This window comes from Pseudoramibacter porci (assembly GCF_009696145.1).
GTDB classification, from domain to species: domain Bacteria; phylum Bacillota; class Clostridia; order Eubacteriales; family Eubacteriaceae; genus Pseudoramibacter; species Pseudoramibacter porci.
Window position 1 is genome coordinate 121,377 of sequence record NZ_VUMO01000006.1, and the last position, 17,266, is coordinate 138,642.

The 17,266-nt window shown below is 36.0% G+C and carries 18 protein-coding genes; 1 reads left to right on the top strand and 17 read right to left on the bottom strand.

Translation table 11 applies throughout. From position 1 onward, the window contains the following. Positions 1 to 3 precede the first annotated feature (3 nt). The 15 genes from iorA to pyrH all read right to left on the bottom strand — a co-directional run bounded on the left by iorA (position 4) and on the right by pyrH (position 15,452). The gene (iorA, locus tag FYJ52_RS06060) at positions 4 to 1,776 is read right to left on the bottom strand and encodes an indolepyruvate ferredoxin oxidoreductase subunit alpha (RefSeq protein WP_154576331.1); all 1,773 of its coding nucleotides are present in this window, start codon (positions 1,774 to 1,776) and stop codon (positions 4 to 6) included. 44 nt (positions 1,777 to 1,820) lie between these two features. Beyond that, the gene (locus FYJ52_RS06065) at positions 1,821 to 2,930 is read right to left on the bottom strand and encodes a Nif3-like dinuclear metal center hexameric protein (protein ID WP_154576332.1); all 1,110 of its coding nucleotides are present in this window, start codon (positions 2,928 to 2,930) and stop codon (positions 1,821 to 1,823) included. 27 nt (positions 2,931 to 2,957) lie between these two features. After that, a complete protein-coding gene (locus FYJ52_RS06070) occupies positions 2,958 to 3,635 on the bottom strand; it encodes a tRNA (adenine(22)-N(1))-methyltransferase (protein WP_154576333.1) in 678 nt (225 codons plus the stop codon). Beyond that, entirely contained in the window at positions 3,635 to 4,828 is a 1,194-nt protein-coding gene (gene rpoD, locus FYJ52_RS06075; RefSeq protein WP_154576334.1) for an RNA polymerase sigma factor RpoD, read from the bottom strand. The genes FYJ52_RS06070 and rpoD overlap by 1 nt, the downstream gene beginning before the upstream one ends. Then, a complete protein-coding gene (dnaG, locus tag FYJ52_RS06080) occupies positions 4,815 to 6,581 on the bottom strand; it encodes a DNA primase (RefSeq protein WP_154576335.1) in 1,767 nt (588 codons plus the stop codon). The genes rpoD and dnaG overlap by 14 nt, the downstream gene beginning before the upstream one ends. Before the next feature lie 14 nt (positions 6,582 to 6,595). Beyond that, positions 6,596 to 7,540, bottom strand: coding sequence for a bifunctional riboflavin kinase/FAD synthetase (locus FYJ52_RS06085; protein WP_154576336.1), 945 nt, complete (start codon positions 7,538 to 7,540; stop codon positions 6,596 to 6,598). An 11-nt stretch (positions 7,541 to 7,551) separates the two neighbouring features. Beyond that, the gene (gene truB / locus FYJ52_RS06090; protein ID WP_154576337.1) at positions 7,552 to 8,478 is read right to left on the bottom strand and encodes a tRNA pseudouridine(55) synthase TruB; all 927 of its coding nucleotides are present in this window, start codon (positions 8,476 to 8,478) and stop codon (positions 7,552 to 7,554) included. Further along, positions 8,450 to 9,424, bottom strand: a complete 975-nt coding sequence (locus tag FYJ52_RS06095) for a DHH family phosphoesterase (protein WP_154576338.1) — start codon at positions 9,422 to 9,424, stop codon at positions 8,450 to 8,452. The genes truB and FYJ52_RS06095 overlap by 29 nt, the downstream gene beginning before the upstream one ends. Continuing rightward, positions 9,421 to 9,777 (bottom strand): 30S ribosome-binding factor RbfA, encoded by a 357-nt coding sequence (gene rbfA, locus FYJ52_RS06100; protein WP_328598771.1) that lies wholly within the window; start codon positions 9,775 to 9,777, stop codon positions 9,421 to 9,423. Before rbfA ends, FYJ52_RS06095 begins: the two co-directional genes overlap by 4 nt. A gap of 33 nt (positions 9,778 to 9,810) precedes the next feature. Beyond that, positions 9,811 to 12,138, bottom strand: a complete 2,328-nt coding sequence (gene infB, locus FYJ52_RS06105) for a translation initiation factor IF-2 (RefSeq protein ID WP_154576339.1) — start codon at positions 12,136 to 12,138, stop codon at positions 9,811 to 9,813. A 24-nt stretch (positions 12,139 to 12,162) separates the two neighbouring features. Further along, positions 12,163 to 12,432: an RNase P modulator RnpM gene (rnpM, locus tag FYJ52_RS06110; RefSeq protein ID WP_154576340.1), complete on the bottom strand. Its 270-nt coding sequence runs from the start codon at positions 12,430 to 12,432 to the stop codon at positions 12,163 to 12,165. Positions 12,433 to 12,434: 2 nt separating this feature from the next. After that, positions 12,435 to 13,667, bottom strand: a complete 1,233-nt coding sequence (gene nusA, locus FYJ52_RS06115; RefSeq protein ID WP_154576341.1) for a transcription termination factor NusA — start codon at positions 13,665 to 13,667, stop codon at positions 12,435 to 12,437. Positions 13,668 to 13,686: 19 nt separating this feature from the next. After that, positions 13,687 to 14,142: a ribosome maturation factor RimP gene (locus FYJ52_RS06120; protein ID WP_154576342.1), complete on the bottom strand. Its 456-nt coding sequence runs from the start codon at positions 14,140 to 14,142 to the stop codon at positions 13,687 to 13,689. A 64-nt stretch (positions 14,143 to 14,206) separates the two neighbouring features. Next, positions 14,207 to 14,764, bottom strand: a complete 558-nt coding sequence (gene frr / locus FYJ52_RS06125) for a ribosome recycling factor (protein WP_154576343.1) — start codon at positions 14,762 to 14,764, stop codon at positions 14,207 to 14,209. After that, on the bottom strand, positions 14,757 to 15,452 hold the full coding sequence (gene pyrH / locus FYJ52_RS06130; protein WP_154576355.1) for a UMP kinase: 696 nt from the start codon (positions 15,450 to 15,452) through the stop codon (positions 14,757 to 14,759). Before pyrH ends, frr begins: the two co-directional genes overlap by 8 nt. A gap of 246 nt (positions 15,453 to 15,698) precedes the next feature. On the opposite strand from pyrH, the gene FYJ52_RS06135 reads away from it, so the two are divergent. Beyond that, complete coding sequence (locus FYJ52_RS06135; RefSeq protein WP_154576344.1) at positions 15,699 to 16,466, top strand: peptidylprolyl isomerase; 768 nt, start codon at positions 15,699 to 15,701, stop codon at positions 16,464 to 16,466. 61 nt (positions 16,467 to 16,527) lie between these two features. Here the strand turns inward: FYJ52_RS06135 and FYJ52_RS06140 are convergent, their stop codons facing one another. Beyond that, complete coding sequence (locus tag FYJ52_RS06140) at positions 16,528 to 17,130, bottom strand: IS3 family transposase (RefSeq protein WP_154576345.1); 603 nt, start codon at positions 17,128 to 17,130, stop codon at positions 16,528 to 16,530. Positions 17,131 to 17,136: 6 nt separating this feature from the next. Continuing rightward, positions 17,137 to 17,266, bottom strand: a 130-nt coding sequence (locus tag FYJ52_RS10345; RefSeq protein WP_154576346.1) for an IS3 family transposase, incomplete at its 5' end; no start/stop codon positions are given.

Sequence of the window (17,266 nt, forward strand, 5' to 3'; positions counted from 1 at the left end):
CTATTATCCCTTTATAATCGCATCAACCGGGCAAACCTGGCTACACACACCACAACCCACACAACTTTCAGTGATGTTCATTTTCCGATCTTCAACACGGCCAAATTCTAATGATGGACATCCTGTTCCAATGCATTTTTTACAGCCAATACATTTGTCCATATCCACATGATATTTCTGAGTAAACACTTCAGGAAATTCCTGCTTATCTTCTTCAGAAAGTCTCTTTAATGCGCAGGGCCATCTCGTAATAATAACGGCTGGTCCATCGCACTGAATGCCCCATTCTAAAGCGTCTTTCATTTCCTGTAAATTATTTGGATCAATTGTTCGTATATTGGTAATATTAATCGCGCGGCAAATATTTTCAATATCAGAAATCGGTGCCTTATTTCCCTTCAGATCATATCCGCTTCCAGGATTTTGCTGATGACCGGTCATTCCTGTAATTCTATTGTCAAGAATAACTGTTAAATATGAGCTCTTATTATAGGAAGCATCAAGTAAGGACGTAATACCAGAATGGAAAAAGGTTGAGTCACCAATAACAGAGACAACGTTCATGTCTTCATTTTTTAATTTTAAAGCCTGTGAAACACCATGTCCGCCAGAAATTGATGCACCCATGCAAATGCAAGCGTCTGTTGCGTTATAAGGTGCTAATGCGCCTAAGGTATAACAACCGATATCGCTAAAAATCATGGTGTTTTTTAATTTACTCAACTCATAGAAGAACCCGCGATGAGGACAGCCCGCACAAAGTGCCGGTGGACGGCCAACAACCGCCTTTGGATTTGGCTTTATTGTTTCCTGTGTCTTTCCAAATGCCGCCAATCTAATTCGTTCGGGTAAAAGTTCTCCCATTTGTGGAAATTTATCTTTGCCAATACATTGAACACCTGCAGCCTTTATTTCAGTTTCCATGATTGGATCATTTTCTTCCAAAACATAAATGGTTTCAACTTTAGATGCAAATACTTTGATTAAATCCATTGGCAAAGGATGTGAAAAACCAATTTTCAAATAAGAAGCATCGTTGCCAAAAACTTCTTTCGCATATCGGAACGCAACACCAGATGCGATTATTCCTAATTTTTTATGATTATCTTCAATATAATTCCACTTACAATGATTCGAAAAATCTTTAAGTTTTTCTAAATTTCCATATAATTTCTTTTGCATATCCCCGGTAAACGCAGGCATTGGACAGTATTTGGGGATATTCTTTTCGTACGGTTTGTCAGGAACATCTTTTCGATCTTCACAATTCACGATACTTTTAGAATGATCAACGCGTGTTGTCATTCTAAACAAAACAGGGACGTCGTATTCTTCTGAAAGATCGAAGGCATTGATCATCATATCTTTTGTTTCCTGTGAATCTGACGGTTCAAACATTGGCATTTTAGCAGCTCTTGCATAATGACGATTATCCTGTTCATTTTGAGAAGAAAACATACCCGGTTCATCAGCGGTCAGTATAACCGAACCGCCATTGACACCCAAATAAGCAAAAGTAAACATCGGATCAGCAGCAACGTTAAGCCCCACATGTTTCATACATGCTAAACTCCGAACACCTGCAATTGAAGCACCTGCAACCGATTCAACTGCCACTTTCTCGTTCGGCGCCCACTCAGTTTGAACTTCATCATATAAAGCTAAATTTTCTAGTATCTCCGTGCTAGGCGTACCCGGATATGCTGCCGCAAATTTTACGCCGGCTTCCCATGCGCCACGCGCCGCTGCTTCGTTTCCCGTAAACAATTTTTTCATAAAGTCCTCCTTGCTTTTATGAAATAAATATCGCGTTAATTAGTCTAGTAAATATCAAAAAAACTTTTTATATTTTCTGATGTCATGATTTCAATAAATGGACAATGCGATTGTAAATGATCCTTTAAGAGATACACAACATTTTTTTCTGTACCAAAATGTCCAGCATCAATGACCCACAAATTATTTTCTTTGGCATTCTGCGCTTCATGATACTTTAAATCACCTGTTATATAAGCATCTGCTCCTTTAAATTTAGCAAAACTCAAGAATTCTGCGCCTGCCCCTGTACATAATGCAACTTTTTCTATTTTTTCTGGAACAGGTCCAGCAGTGCGAACAAAACTTACGCCTAAGCTCTCTTTTATTAAATCAATAAAATCCTGAGCTGACATGGGATTGTCTAAATAACCAATTTTGCCCAATCCGTTTTCGTTTTTCGAAATCAAAGGATCTAATGGGTATAAATCATACGCCATTTCTTCGTAAGGATGGACTTCTTTTAGAATAGGTAAAATTGTTTTAATTAAATGGCGGTCAATAATAGTTTCTATTCGATCCTCAATAACCGTCTCAACTTTATTTATTGTTCCGAAATGCGGTTGTGAACCTTCAAGCGGTTTAAACGTTGATTTGCCAGCTGTTCTAAAAGATGAATGGCTGTACTTTCCCAATAAACCAGCACCGTTTTCTCCAAGTATATTTAAAATTTTTTGAGAAAAATTTTGAGGCGAAAAAATCACAAGTTTAAATAACTGATCTTGATCAGATTGTACAAGAGGTTCGGTTGCTTTAATTCCTAATTGACTCGCGATATAATGATTTAAACCAAATTTTGCGGAATCAAGGTTTGTATGGGCCGAATAAACAGATATATTATTTTTTATTAACTGTGCGACCAGCTCTCCCTTTCCGTTGTCAACACACAATGACTTAATTCCGTTAAAGATAAATGGATGATGTGAGACAATTAACTGTACACCTTTTTCTATCGCTTCTTGGACCACTTCATTTGTCACGTCTAAAGCCAAAAGAACTTTTTTGACATCTTGATCGTAAGAACCAATTTGAAGGCCGGAATTATCCCAATCTTCAGCCAAACATAACGGAGCAATTTGTTCTATTATCTTGTATATTTCTTTCGCTTTTGCCATTTTGCCTCCGATTTTAAACCTTTGAAATCATCTAAGTGTTTCTTTTAGCATAGCAATAAAATTTTTTGTTTGCATAATTTTTCGGCGTGTGTTAGTCGTAGACTGATTTCCCGTATACTGAAGAATCTCCTCTTGCTTTACTATAAAAAATTCTACGAATTTATTAAATATAGTGTCTGATCTCCTTGCATTTTTGTAACCTATCCAATAGTCAATTGGGTCACTAATGCTCATATTTCCAGGCTCCGCGACCATGATCTGATAGTAATGGTTGTTTTCCAATACAATTCTTTCTTTTATAATTTTGTAGAAACTTGATTCAAGAAACATTCGAACAACATGTGCATTATTCATGGGTTGCAAGATTAATGTTGCCTTTTCTATTTTATTCATCCCGCTATTGAGAATATCTCTAATCAATAAACCACCCATTCCCGCAATAATAATTGTATCACATTCATCTATTTTTATCGGATTCAAACCGTTACCCAAACGAGTAATTATTTTTGAATCCAAATGATGCATTTCTACCTTCTTCTTAGTTTTGTTTAATGAAGGGGCAGAAACGTCTGTGGCAATGACTTTATCTGCTTGATGGGAATAAATTAAATTCAAGGGAACAATGCCATGGTCTGTTCCAATATCTGCCACACATTGACTGTGAGAAACTAATCCAGATATAACTTCTAGTCTTTTCGAAATCATTAGGTCAAGTAATCTTTTAGTTTTTTGCTACGGCTGGGATGACGGAGCTTGCGCAACGCTTTTGCTTCTATTTGGCGAATTCTTTCGCGGGTAACATCAAATTCCTTTCCGACCTCTTCCAGAGTTCTCGCTCTGCCGTCATCCAAACCAAAACGGAGACGCAACACTTTTTCTTCGCGATCAGTCAATGTGCTGAGAACGTCCATCAATTGTTCTTTTAGCAATGCGTATGAAGCGGCTTCTGAAGGAGCTGGTGCTTCATCATCTGGGATAAAATCACCAAGATGACTATCCTCTTCCTCCCCAATTGGTGTTTCTAATGAAACCGGATCTTGTGCAATTTTTTGAATTTCACGCACTTTTTCCTCGGAAAATCCCATTTCTTTGCCAATTTCCGCCGGTGTAGGTTCTCTACCATACTCTTGCAATAATTGTCTAGATACACGAATAAGCTTATTGATTGTTTCAACCATATGAACTGGAATTCTAATAGTTCGAGCCTGATCTGCAATAGCGCGTGTGATAGCTTGTCTGATCCACCATGTCGCATACGTAGAAAATTTGAATCCTTTTTTATAATCGAATTTTTCGACTGCCTTAATTAAACCGAGATTTCCTTCCTGAATTAAATCGAGAAAAGACATGCCTCTGCCTACATATCGTTTCGCAATACTGACGACCAGGCGCAAATTGGCCTCTGCTAATTCCTTTTTAGCTTCTTCATCACCTTCGTCCATACGTTTTGCGATTTCCATTTCTTGTTCGGGAGTTAATAATGGAACACGTCCAATTTCTTTTAAATAGAGCCTGACAGGATCATTAACATTAATACTGTCTGATAATTCGACATCTCTTTTTTTCTCATTTTTCTCAATTTCGTTTAATTCAGCAATGCTTGTGTCGTCCATCTCAGATAAATCATCGACATCATCTCCAAAAATTAAATTAATGCCCTCTTTTTGAAGATATAAATAGATGGAATCTATTTCTTCTGGATCCAGATCTTTTTTATCCAAGGCATCGTCAATGTCTTTATTATCCAGATAACCTTTTGTTTTTCCTTTTTTAACAAGTTCTTTGACTTCTGGCAATTTTTTCAGTTCAGGAGTAATATCTTCAATTTCCCTTTCATTTTGACTCAATTGACTCAAAACGCTGTTTTTTGTCAATTCGTCAGCTTTAATTTTCGCCATTTTGCCCTCCTATATTTGATTCCGCCTTTAATACTTTTAATTGCTTCATAATATTTACGACATTAGGATTAAATGGATCCTCTTTTAATTTTTTTTCCAATTGATTAATTTTTTTATTCCGTCCCTCTCTCTGTAATATTTTTATACTCTCTTCGTAAATATTCGATAGTACATTGTGTTCTTGCTCATTTTTTATTAGCAATTCTGAGAGTTCCTGTTTCTCATCGGACTCAAGAAAAGACATCATCGTTGATGCAGTAATATCAGGGGTATTCTCAATAAAATTGTAAATTTTTTTATTGAAAGAATCAGTAAAGTACTCCGTATTTAAATCACAGTCTTCAGGATTAATCTCTTTACTCAATAAACCGAGAATAACGTTTTTTTCAGCCTCTTGAAGTACTTTAGGTATATGATTAGATGAGGATACAATATCAGAAGAAGGCGCTAGATTTATTTTAAAATTTTCGCTTCTGTTTTTTTGGGCCTCGTTAAATATCATTTTAGCAGAGATTCCAGTTCTTTTCGAAACAACTTTTGCATAAACCTCTTTTTCTACATTATTTTTTGTATCTTGAAGAATTGGGATTGCACCATTGACATAGTTAATCCTTTCTTCATTTGTTTTTAGAGGATTATCTCTTTTTAATTCATCTAATAAATAATCTGTAGAAGTTTTAGCGTGTTTGACCTTATCCAAAAATGCATCCGTTCCATTTTTCCGGATGAATGAATCGGGATCATCTTCAGCATTTAATCGCAAGACTTTAATTGTCAAATCGGATTTCTTCAATATATCAATTGCCCGTTTTGTCGCTTTTTCTCCAGCTTGATCCCCATCAAAACAAAGAACAACAGATGAGACATATCGATCTAATATTTTCGCATGGCTGGGGGTAAAGGCTGTTCCAAGAGCAGCAACAACATTTTTTATGCCGTATTGATATAATGCGATGACATCCATATATCCTTCGACAACAATAAACTGATTATTTTGAATATTCTTTTTCGCTCGATTTAAGTTAAAAAGTTCAGTTCCCTTTGAAAAAATTACCGATTCTGGGGAATTTAAATACTTTGGTGCATCTTCTTTTTTGCCAATTATCCGTCCACCAAATCCAATGATTTTATCTCGACTGTTTTGAATAGGAATCATCAAGCGATCTCGAAAACGATCATATATTTTGCCGTTTTTTCCTTGAATCACCAAACCCATCTGCAGCATTTCTTTTGATGAAACATGTTTTTTTGATAAAAATCGAACCGCATTATCCCAGGAATCTTTTGAATAACCTATTCCAAATGTTTTGATTGTCGACTGATCTAACCCTCGTTTATTGATATATGTTAGTCCTTTTTGAGCATGTTTTAATAGCACATAATAGTAATTTGCAAGCTGGCGGTTGATTTCGTAGAATCTCTTCTTTTGTTGATACTGAAAATCTGTATACTCTGTATTTTGAGGCAATGTGATATTCGCTCGTTCCGCCAACCATTCTAATGCCTCCGGGAAGCTCATATTTTCAATATCCATTACAAATGAAATAACATTTCCGCCTGCACCACATCCAAAGCAATGATACAGTTGTTTGTCAGGAGAAACGGAGAAAGAGGGTGTACGTTCGTTGTGAAAGGGACATCTTCCCATAAACGATCGTCCTGATTTTTTTAATTGTACATACGAAGAAATAACACTAACAATATCGTTAGCTTCAATAACTTCTTGAATAATTTCTTCCGAATATCGCGGCATGACATGACCTTCTTTTATTTTACGTCTTGCAAATTTATGGGATGATTTCTATATATCTTATCGATATAATCAATGTCATATTTAATACGATCCATTAAGTTATCTATATTATCAAATTTAATTTCATCTCTTATTTTCTTTACAAAGGTTAATGCCATAGTTTGATTATATATATTTTCATCAAAATCGTATATAAATGTTTCAATCGTATAGGGATGTTGCTTAAATGTTGGATTTGCCCCTAAATTTGTCAATCCATCATATACATGATCATGCAAATTGACTTTTGTATAATATACACCAGAACTAGGCAGTATAACTTTTGATTTAAGTTTTAAGTTTGCGGTAGGAACATTGAATTGGTGACCTAATCCTTTTCCTTTCACAATTTTCCCTTTAATTTGGTACGGACGCCCCAAAAGAGGTTCAATCTCATCGACTTTTCCCGCTTTGATTAAGCCACGAATTCTCGTACTACTTACCGGTTCGCCGTCAATTATACATGGCGGCACTACCGAAACACCAAAATGATATTTTTTCCCATATTTTTTCAGCATTTCAACATTGCCAGCTCCCTTATATCCAAATGTATAATTAAATCCAACTACAAGATGCTTAATATTGTACTTAACTAACAAATAATCTCTAATAAAATTTTCACTGGAAAGATTCATTAGTTTTTCATTAAAGTCGTCCAAAAAAACATGTTGAATGCCAAAAGAATGGATTGTTTTTATTTTTTCATCATTTGTTGTGATTAAGTCTGGTGTATAAGTTGGAAAAATGAGCGTTAAAGGATGTTTAACAAAGGTCATGACTCCAGACTCCAAATGATCGTTTTGAGCAATGGCTATAACTTTTTTAAGTAAGGCTTGGTGTCCTTTATGGACACCATCAAAAAAGCCTAAGGCCATGACCATTCCACGATCGGATTTATTGGTTTCTCTTCTTTTTTTCATTTTATTTATTGCTAAAACATTTTTATTGGATACACGAAATTGTCTGATTGGCTGTACTTCCCCATTCCGACAAAATGGTATTGGCTGTCATATATTTTGAGTAATTCCGAATCTTGATAATTATCAAAATGATCCAATGCATTCCATTGAAAAAGTTTATTTCCATTCTTAATAAAGCGGTCGCCGCGAACATTACTCTGTACTGTTCTATAAGATGAAAGAAAATCATCAACTGGAAGTAAGACTTCCATTCTTTGCTCTGGATTCATTTTTTCTAAATCACTGATACTGAAAGATTGTTCGACATCAAACCTTCCAATTGCTGTTCGTTCCAATTTTCCCATACAAGCGTAAGTACCCAATGATAAGCCGATATCATGACATAAACTTCTAATATAGGTTCCTGAAGAACACTTAATGCGTATATTAGCTGAAAATGGCACCTTTGCATCTAAAAGTTGAATATCAAAAATCTCAACTTCTCGCTTTGGAATATCAATTTGTATCCCTTGACGTGCATACTCATAATAATGTCTTCCATCTTTTTTCAATGCTGAAAAAATCGGCGGGCGCTGCATAATTTTCCCAGCAAAAGATCCAATGCTATCTTTTAACGATGCGGCAGAGAAAGTTGGTTCCTTCTTATTCATAATTTTTCCGCTTATATCGTAGGTGTCCGTTTCATTGCCAAAAAGGATTTGTGCGTGATATGTTTTGTTTGTATCTGAAAAAAAACGAATAAATTTTGTAGCCCTGCCTAAAGCAACAATCATGACCCCCTGAGCATCAGGGTCTAAAGTCCCCGTATGCCCCACTTTTTTAATATTAAAAAACTTTCGAATAATATTGACTAAATCATGTGAAGTCATTCCGATAGGCTTGTTTAGTATCAATACACCGTTTTTTTCTTTACTGCTGATTTCTTCCATTTCCTGCATCGTTATATCTACTGATTATTTCCTGTTTTAAGACCTCCAATTTAGATCGAAAGGTAAAACCAGAGGCCTTGTTATGCCCGCCGCCATTATGGCTTTTGGCAATGCTTGACACATCAAAATCACATTTTGAACTTGCTCGTAGCGAAACTCTGTAAATGTCTTTCTCGACTTCTTTTAATGTAACACTGATATCAACACCTTTAATGTTAGTTCCGATATTTGCAATATCGTCAGAGATATTGATATCTCCACCATATTGATCAATGGTCTTATGATTCAAAACTGTCCAGGCAATTGTCCCGTCATTAAGCAAAGTGGTACTACCGATGGCTGCGCCGTACATTTTCATTTGCATTAATGTCTTTTCATGATGAACACGTCGAGCAATATTAGCATATGAATAAGGATACTGATATAACTCAGAGAGAATTTGGTGCGTTTCTGAAGTTACATTTGAAAATTGAAACGAACCGGTATCCGTCGATATGCCAGTATATAAGGCGTCGGCCATTTCTTCATCAAGAGGCACTTTCATTTGTTTCAGCAAACGATAAATCAGTTCTGAAGCTGCTGCAACATCCTCAACATGATTGAGGTCCCCATAGCCTTCGTTCGTAATGTGGTGGTCAATATTAATAACCGTTTTATATTCTGGGATTTTGTCAGGTTTACAAATGTGAGACCATGTTGAACAGTCAACCACAATCAAAGCATCGTAAGATGAATTCTTCATTTCATTGAAATAATTTATTTCATTGAAAAGATTTATATTCTGTTCAATGGGAAATTGCACAAAATAATCGATTTGTTTGCCGAGCTTCTTCAATCCTTTGCCGAGCGCAATAGCCGAACCAATTGCATCGCCATCCGGTTTTTGATGTGTCAATAACAAAAAGTTTTTATGGTTTTGAATATAGTCTACAATTTTTTCGTTAATTAAATTCATTTCTTATCATTTTCTAATTCTGATAATATTTTGTCAATATGGATGCCATATTCAACAGATTCATCAATTTTAAAAATAAGCTCTGGTGTCGTATGTGTCTTCAAAACACGACCTAAGGAACTGCGCAGAAACCCTTTTGCGTTATTTAACGCGTCAATGATGCCTTCCTTTTCTTCTTGAGAGCCGATGACTGATATATAAACTTTTGCAACTTTCAAATCCTGTGTTGCTTTTACATCCGTAATGCCAAAAGTTGTATTATGCAGTCTTTTATCTTTTGCTTTTTGACTGATAATTAAACTTAATTCCCTTTGTATTTGTGCGTTGATTCTTTCTAATCGATGAGAAGCCACTTAGCCACACCTCTTTCATATGTCTAGCGTCAATTATAATTCACGCTTCACAGCTTCATTTACAAATGTTTCGATGATGTCGCCTTCTTTGATATCATTGTATTTTTCAATTCCAATACCACATTCGTAGCCTTGTTGAACCTCTTTGACGTCATCTTTAAATCTACGTAATGATCCGATTTTGCCTTCATATACAACAATGCCATCTCTAACGACACGTACTTCATCCGTTCTGGAGATTTTGCCATCTGTAACATAAGCACCCGCAACAATAATTCCACCCGGAATTCTAAAGGTACTCCTAACTTCAGCATCTCCGGTTACCTTTTCAACATAATCCGGTGTCAGCATCCCTTCCATGGCTTGTTTGACATCATCAATCGCATCATAAATAACACGATACAACCGAATATCAACCTTTTCATGATCGGCTGCATCCAAGGCATTTTTATCCGGGCGAACATTAAATCCAATAATGATTGCATCGGATGTTGACGCCAGCAAAACGTCTGATTCGTTAACTGCACCGACTGCGCCGTGAATTACATTGACACGAACTTCATCATTGCTTAATTTAACTAAAGACTGAGACAACGCTTCGACAGAACCTTGGACATCTGCTTTAACAATCAAATTGATGTCCTTCATTTCACCTTCTTTGATTCTGGAGAAAAGATCTTCAAGTGAAACGCTGTTCTTCGCCTGCTTTTCATTCTTTTCTTGTTCTTGACGTCTTTCGGCTAATTGTCTTGCTTCTTTATCTGAAGGGAGAACGATAAAATCATCGCCAGCTTCTGGGGTTCCAGACAAACCTGAAATTTCAACTGGCTTCGATGGGCCAGCTTTTTTGATGCGATGGCCTTTATCATCTACCATTGTTCTAATACGCCCATAAGTTGTTCCAGATACAATCGCATCACCAATATGAAGCGTACCCTGCTGAACGAGCATTGAAGCGGTTGAGCCCTTTCCTTTTTTTAGTTGTGCCTCGATGACGCATCCTCTTGCCGGACGATTGGGATCAGCTTTTAGCTCTTCCATTTCAGCTACAAGTAATATATCTTCAAGCAATTCATCGATATTCTGTCCTTTTTTAGCAGAAACAGGAACAGCAATAACATCGCCGCCCCATTCTTCGACAACAACGCCTTGATCAACAAGTTCCTGTTTGACTCTTTCAGGGTTAGAACCTTCTTTATCAATTTTGTTTATGGCGACAATAATTGGAACATTTGCAGCTTTTGCGTGATCAATAGCTTCAATCGTCTGAGGCATGACGCCATCATCGGCAGCAACAACAAGAACAGCAATGTCCGTCATTTGTGCACCGCGGGACCGCATTGCCGTAAAGGCTGCATGTCCAGGCGTGTCAATAAAAGTAATCGATTTTCCTTTTATTTTTACCGTATATGCCCCAATATGCTGCGTAATACCACCAGCTTCACTCGCTGTAACATGAGATTTTCTAATTCTATCTAGTAATGATGTTTTTCCGTGGTCAACGTGTCCCATTACGGTAACTACAGGAGGTCTTAAAATTTCATTTCCAGTTTCTTTTTCATCATATTCTTCGATGATTTTTTCAAAAACATCTTCATCTTTGATGACTTTTACTTCATAACCAAGTTCATCACAGACGAGTTGAGCCGTATCAGCATCAATCGTTTGGTTAATGGTTGCCATCGTTCCAGCCATCATTAATGTTTTAATGATATCAGTAGCGTTAGCGCCAACAGTATCCGCTAATTCACCAACCGTTAAACTTTCGGGAATTTCGTAAACCTTATTTTTAGCTTGTTCAGACTTCTTTTCGTCCTTTTTCTTTTTATAGACAGAATGGGAAACTTTACCTTTTTTACTATGATCTTTAACTTTTATTGTTTCCTCATGGTTTGATTTTTTTGATTTTTTCTTGCGATTCTTTTTGTTTCGATTATTCGCATTATTATTTAGATGATCCTCAACTTTGTTGGTTGGTCGAGGATTTGCAGACTTTTTGTTTTTTTTCTTTTGCGGCTCGGGCTTGTCCTGTGTTTTTGATTCATTCGAAGCCTTTGCTTTATTTGTTTTTTCTGCAGTTGGTTGCTTATCTTCTGTTTTAGTAGTTTGTTTGGACGATTGAGATGAAGCTTTCTTTTTCGTAGCTTTTGAAGAACTCGACTTCTTCTTTTGAGGCACTTGTTCTTCTACTCTGCGATCTTTATTCGGGTCAAAACTCGCTTTAAATTCTTCTACTTGTTGATCTGTTAAAGCACTCATGTGATTTTTAACCGGAATATTATATCTATTTAAAATTTGGACAAATTCTCTACTGGGAATTTCATATTGACTTGCTAACTGGTAGACTCGCAATTTTGCCATATAAACTCCTCCTTTTTTGCTTTTTTACATGGTTTTCATTTCCTTATATAATATATTTTTCAAATCTTCTGTTTGTTCAGAAGTAATTTGTTGTTTAAATGTTCTTGATAAAATTGAGGCGTTCAATTTTGAAAGACATTGAGAATTCATACAAACGTATGCACCTCTTCCATTCTTTTTTCCTGTGCGATCATATTCTAGATTTCCATCTAAAGCGATAACAATTCGCCCCAATTGCTTTTTCGGCATTTTTTCTTTACATACTATACAAGTTCGTTGTGGTATTTTTTTCATTTTTATTCAGTACGATCATCACTATTATTCAATTCTATTGAATAATTATCATCTTCTAAATCAAGCTGACCAGATCCTGCGGTATCATCCAACAGTGCATCCATTTCTTTTTTTATTTCATCAACCAGCTTTTCAACGTGTTCATCCTTTTTGCTAAACTCTTCTCTAAAATTTGGATTTTCAGATAATATCCTTTCAAATTCAGAGTCGCTCTTTATATCAATTTTCCATCCAGTCAAATGAACTGCTAAACGAACATTTTGTCCTTCCTTACCAATTGCAAGTGAAAATTGGAAATCGTCGACGATTGCATAAGCTTGTTTTGTTTCCTGATTAATCAATACTTCTTTCACATTAGCAGGACTCAGTGCATTTGTTATATATTCATATGGATTGTCGCTATATTTAATCACGTCAATTTTTTCATTGCCCAATTCATCAATAATATTCTGTATGCGACTACCTTTGTGTCCCACGCAAGCTCCGACTGGATCAATCGAGGGATCATTAGATTTTACTGCAATTTTAGATCTTGCTCCTGCTTCACGGGCAATACTTTCAACTTCAACAATACCATCAAAAATTTCAGGAACTTCATCTTCTAATAATCTTTTTAATAAACCGGGATGTTTTCTGGATAAAACAATTTCTGGTCCCTTACTCTGATTGCGCACAGATAAAATATAAACTTTTATTCTATCTCCTGCACGATAATTTTCTCCAGGAATCTGTTCATTTAGGGGTAATAGCGCAATCGTATCGCCAAGATTAACGAAAATGATTTTTCGCTCAACGTGATCGACCGTACCTACAACAACTTCATCTTCGTGTTCAATAAATTCATTGTAGATTTTTTTACGTTCCTGTTCTTTTATCTTTTGATAAATCATTTGCTTGGCATTTTGAGCTGCAATACGGCCAAAATCTTTTGGCTCTATTTCTTGCTCGATCACATCTCCAATTTGACAAGAATCGTCAATTTCTAGTGCATCCTGAAGCCTTTTCTCAGAATGAGATAACCCAATTGGTGCTTCATCATCTACAACAAGCCAACGCGCGAAAATTTTTATTTCGCCTGTTTCACGGTCAAAGTTTACTTCAAAATCTTGATCATTTCCATAATTCTTCTTATAGGCCTGTTCAATTGAACTTTCAATATCCTGTATCAGTTCTTCCTTATTTATTCCCTTTTCTTTTTCAATAATATCTAATGCAGCCATAAATTCTGCGTTCATTTTCCACTCCTACAATATATTAATTAAAATCAAAATGGATTGTCGCCTTGGCAATGTCCGAATAGCAAAGATGAATTTTTTCTTGATCATCTAAAATTACGATACCATCGTCATCCGCTTTTTCTAACAAAACGCACATTTTTTTCTTTTTATTGAATGGTTTAAATAAATTAATATCTATTTTTTTTCCAATAGCCGCCTGGTAATGTTTCACTCTTGATAATTTTCTTTCAATTCCCGGGGAAGAAACTTCTAGTGTGTATGCATCTTGTATTGGATCAATTTCATCTAAAAAATGACTGATTTCACGACTAACAGTTTCACAATCGTCTAATTTTATACCATCGGGATGATCAATATAGACAATTAACACCCTGTTTTTTCCATTTTTATTTAATTCAACATCGTAACATTCATACCCCATCTGTGCGACAATGGGTTCAAATAATGCATATATCTTTTCTTGTTTAGTCATTTTATTTCACAAAAAACATAAGAGTGGGAAGCCCCACTCTCATGCCATAAATTATATATTCTTTTTAGACTGCCAAAATTTCCTTTTCTTTTTCACTCAAAATCTGATCTATTTCTTTAATTTTCTTATTTGTCAAATTCTGAATATCATCCTGAATATCGTGTAATTCATCTTCGCTGATTTCGTTATCTTTTTGTTGTGCTTTAATTTTTTGATCAGCTTTTCTTCTTACATTACGAATTGAGACTTTACACTCTTCACCATATTTTTTAGTTAATTTGACCAATTCTTTTCTTCGTTCTTCTGTAAGCTGTGGTACAACTAATCGAATAATTTTCCCGTCATTTGATGGGTTAAACCCTAAATCAGCCTTCAAAATTGCCTTTTCAATTTCTTTAATACTGTTAACATCATATGGTTGAATGGTAATCGAACGTGGCTCAGGAACAGCTATTGTTGCAATCTGATTGATAGGCGTCTTCGCGCCGTAATAATCAACTGTTACTTTGTCTAAAATATGTACATTTGCCCGCCCCGCTCGCAAAGTCAGTAAACTACTGTTTAAATTCTCAATAGCGCCATTCATTTTCTGTTCAGCAGCCGTCATAATTTCATTACTCATTTTTTTCTCCATTTATTAATGTTCCGATTTTTTCACCAGAAATGGCTCGTAAAATATTTTGAGGATCATTCAGACCAAAGACTAAGATTGGAATGTGATTATCCATACATAAGGTGATCGCTGTTGAATCCATTACCTTCAAGCCACGATTTATAACATCAAGGTATGATAAATGGGAATACTTTTTCGCATCAGGATTAAGGTTGGGATCAGAATCATACACAGCATCAACATTTTTCGCTAATAATATAATATTTGCATCGATTTCCGCTGCTCGCAACGCAGCTGTCGTATCTGTAGTAAAAAAAGGATTGCCTGTTCCAGCAGCAAAAATTACAATCCGATTTTTTTCAAGATGACGAACTGCTTTTCGCTTTATGTAGGGTTCGGCAATTTCGCGCATTTCAATGGCGGTTTGAACTCGTACCGGAACGCCCATTCCCTCCAGAGAATCTTGCAAAGCGAGCGCATTTAAAACTGTTGCCAACATTCCCATGTAATCCGCTGTCGATTTGTCCATTTCATCACTCTGACGTCCTCGCCAAAAGTTTCCACCACCAACAACAATTGATATCTCAACGCCTAAATCATAGACTGATTTAATAGAAGTACAAATATTCTTTACCGTTGATGGATTAATACCAAATCCTTTTTCTCCTGCCAGAGCTTCACCGCTAAGTTTGATCATAACACGCTCATATTTTGCTTTCACAGGAACCTCCTTACTCTTATATCCTAAAAAAAGAACACAAAAACGTGCTCTTTTCGACAACAACTTATTTCTTATATTACTTTATATTATACACTATTCTACATAAATGTAAAGAGTTGAAATGATTCAAAATAGAAACAAAGAGGCCATGAAATTTTATTGACAGCTAAAATGATAACCGTTAATATTACTTTTGTATCTTAAATTAATAGGAGGGATATTATGTCTTTAGACGATAAAGTTCTCGCAGTAGTAGAAGGTAAAGAAATTACGCAAAAACAGTTGAATCTTCTTATTGAACAAGCTCCTGCAGATCAACAAGCACAATTTAAAACACGTGAAGGTCAGCGTCAGCTTTTAAACGAAATGATTGCGCAAGAACTATTCTATTTAAAAGGGAAAGACGAACATGTTGAAGAAACTGAACAATATCAAAAAGAATTTGCTGAAATGAAAGAAAAGTTCATGAAATCTTATATGATTGCACATTTCATGGATAACGTGAAGGTAACAGAAGAAGAATTAAAAACGTATTATGATGAAAATAGCAATCAATTTATTGCTCCGGATTCGATCCGGGCTTCTCATATCTTACTTCCTTCCAAGCAGCAAGCTGTTGATATTATTAAAGAAATAAATGACGGAGATAAATCTTTTGAGCAAGCTGCTATGGACTATTCTTTGGATCAGGCAAATAAAGGAAAAGGCGGAGACTTGGGGTATTTCCACAAAGGTCAAATGGTAGCCGAGTTTGAAGTAGCTGCCTTTGCTTTGGAACCAGGTGAAATGACTTCTGAACCCGTTAAATCACAGTTTGGCTATCACATCATTAAAGTGACTGATAAAAAAATTAAGGAAAAAATTCCTTTTGAGGCAGCACACGACAGCCTTCACCGTTTCCTCTTAGGTCAAAAACAAAATAGAGCTTATGTGAATGAAGCCGAAGATTTAAAAGAAAAATACAATGTCGAAATTAAACTAGGATTTTAAATATTAAGACGTCACGCTGATATGTACCCAGAATCCTGGACACATTGACTAGCGGCTTTGCTTAACAACTGGATGCTAACCTGTACTTTGCAGGCGGCATCCAGTTTGTTTTTTTCTGAATCCGCTTGTTGTTGTAATACTGCATATATTCTTTTATCGCTTTGCTGAACGCTTCAAATGATTTATATTTCTTTTCTTCGCCATAATACATTTCGTTTTTTAATCGTCCGAAGAAGGTTTCCATGATGCAGTTGTCATAGCAGTTTCCTTTTCTGGACATTGACTGAATAATTCCATGTTCTTTTAAAGTTTTTCGATAAAACCAGTGTTGGTACTGCCAGCCTTGATCCGAGTGCATGATCAGTCCTTCGACATGAGGAAACTTTTTGAAGGCCCGATGTAACATTCTTTTGATCTGGCTCAAATCTGGCCTTAAGGATAGATCATACGAAATGATTTCATTCGTATGCATATCAAGAATGGGAGAAAGGTAGCATTTTCCCCAGGAGAAGTTGAACTGGCTTGCATCGGTCGTCCATTTTTCAAAAGGTGCTTTTGTGCTGAAATCTCTGTTGATGATATTGTCGGCAATCTTCCCAACAGTGCCGATGTAGGAATGATATTTTTCCTTCGGACGTTTGCCGCAGAGTCTCATCTGGTGCATCAGTCTCTAGACTCTTTTATGATTGACCTTATGGCCTTGATTCACCAACTCATGATAGATCCTTCGGACGCCGTACGTTCCGTGATGGTCTTCAAAAATAGCTCTGATTCTCTCGGAAAGCGCTGCATTCCGTTTG

What these genes read in the sequence shown, in the direction of transcription:
- FYJ52_RS06085 (WP_154576336.1), bottom strand. Translation starts at nt 7,540, where the DNA reads ATGAAAAAAAGAAGAGAAACCAATAAATCCGATCGTGGAATGGTCATG.
- truB (WP_154576337.1), bottom strand. Translation starts at nt 8,478, where the DNA reads ATGCAGGAAATGGAAGAAATCAGCAGTAAAGAAAAAAACGGTGTATTG.
- FYJ52_RS06070 (WP_154576333.1), bottom strand. Translation starts at nt 3,635, where the DNA reads ATGATTTCGAAAAGACTAGAAGTTATATCTGGATTAGTTTCTCACAGT.
- pyrH (WP_154576355.1), bottom strand. Translation starts at nt 15,452, where the DNA reads ATGATCAAACTTAGCGGTGAAGCTCTGGCAGGAGAAAAAGGATTTGGT.
- dnaG (WP_154576335.1), bottom strand. Translation starts at nt 6,581, where the DNA reads ATGCCGCGATATTCGGAAGAAATTATTCAAGAAGTTATTGAAGCTAAC.
- iorA (WP_154576331.1), bottom strand. Translation starts at nt 1,776, where the DNA reads ATGAAAAAATTGTTTACGGGAAACGAAGCAGCGGCGCGTGGCGCATGG.
- rpoD (WP_154576334.1), bottom strand. Translation starts at nt 4,828, where the DNA reads ATGGCGAAAATTAAAGCTGACGAATTGACAAAAAACAGCGTTTTGAGT.
- FYJ52_RS06140 (WP_154576345.1), bottom strand. Translation starts at nt 17,130, where the DNA reads ATGCACCAGATGAGACTCTGCGGCAAACGTCCGAAGGAAAAATATCAT.
- FYJ52_RS06065 (WP_154576332.1), bottom strand. Translation starts at nt 2,930, where the DNA reads ATGGCAAAAGCGAAAGAAATATACAAGATAATAGAACAAATTGCTCCG.
- FYJ52_RS06120 (WP_154576342.1), bottom strand. Translation starts at nt 14,142, where the DNA reads ATGACTAAACAAGAAAAGATATATGCATTATTTGAACCCATTGTCGCA.
- FYJ52_RS06135 (WP_154576344.1), top strand. Translation starts at nt 15,699, where the DNA reads ATGTCTTTAGACGATAAAGTTCTCGCAGTAGTAGAAGGTAAAGAAATT.
- rnpM (WP_154576340.1), bottom strand. Translation starts at nt 12,432, where the DNA reads ATGAAAAAAATACCACAACGAACTTGTATAGTATGTAAAGAAAAAATG.
- infB (WP_154576339.1), bottom strand. Translation starts at nt 12,138, where the DNA reads ATGGCAAAATTGCGAGTCTACCAGTTAGCAAGTCAATATGAAATTCCC.
- nusA (WP_154576341.1), bottom strand. Translation starts at nt 13,667, where the DNA reads ATGAACGCAGAATTTATGGCTGCATTAGATATTATTGAAAAAGAAAAG.
- FYJ52_RS06095 (WP_154576338.1), bottom strand. Translation starts at nt 9,424, where the DNA reads ATGAATTTAATTAACGAAAAAATTGTAGACTATATTCAAAACCATAAA.
- frr (WP_154576343.1), bottom strand. Translation starts at nt 14,764, where the DNA reads ATGAGTAATGAAATTATGACGGCTGCTGAACAGAAAATGAATGGCGCT.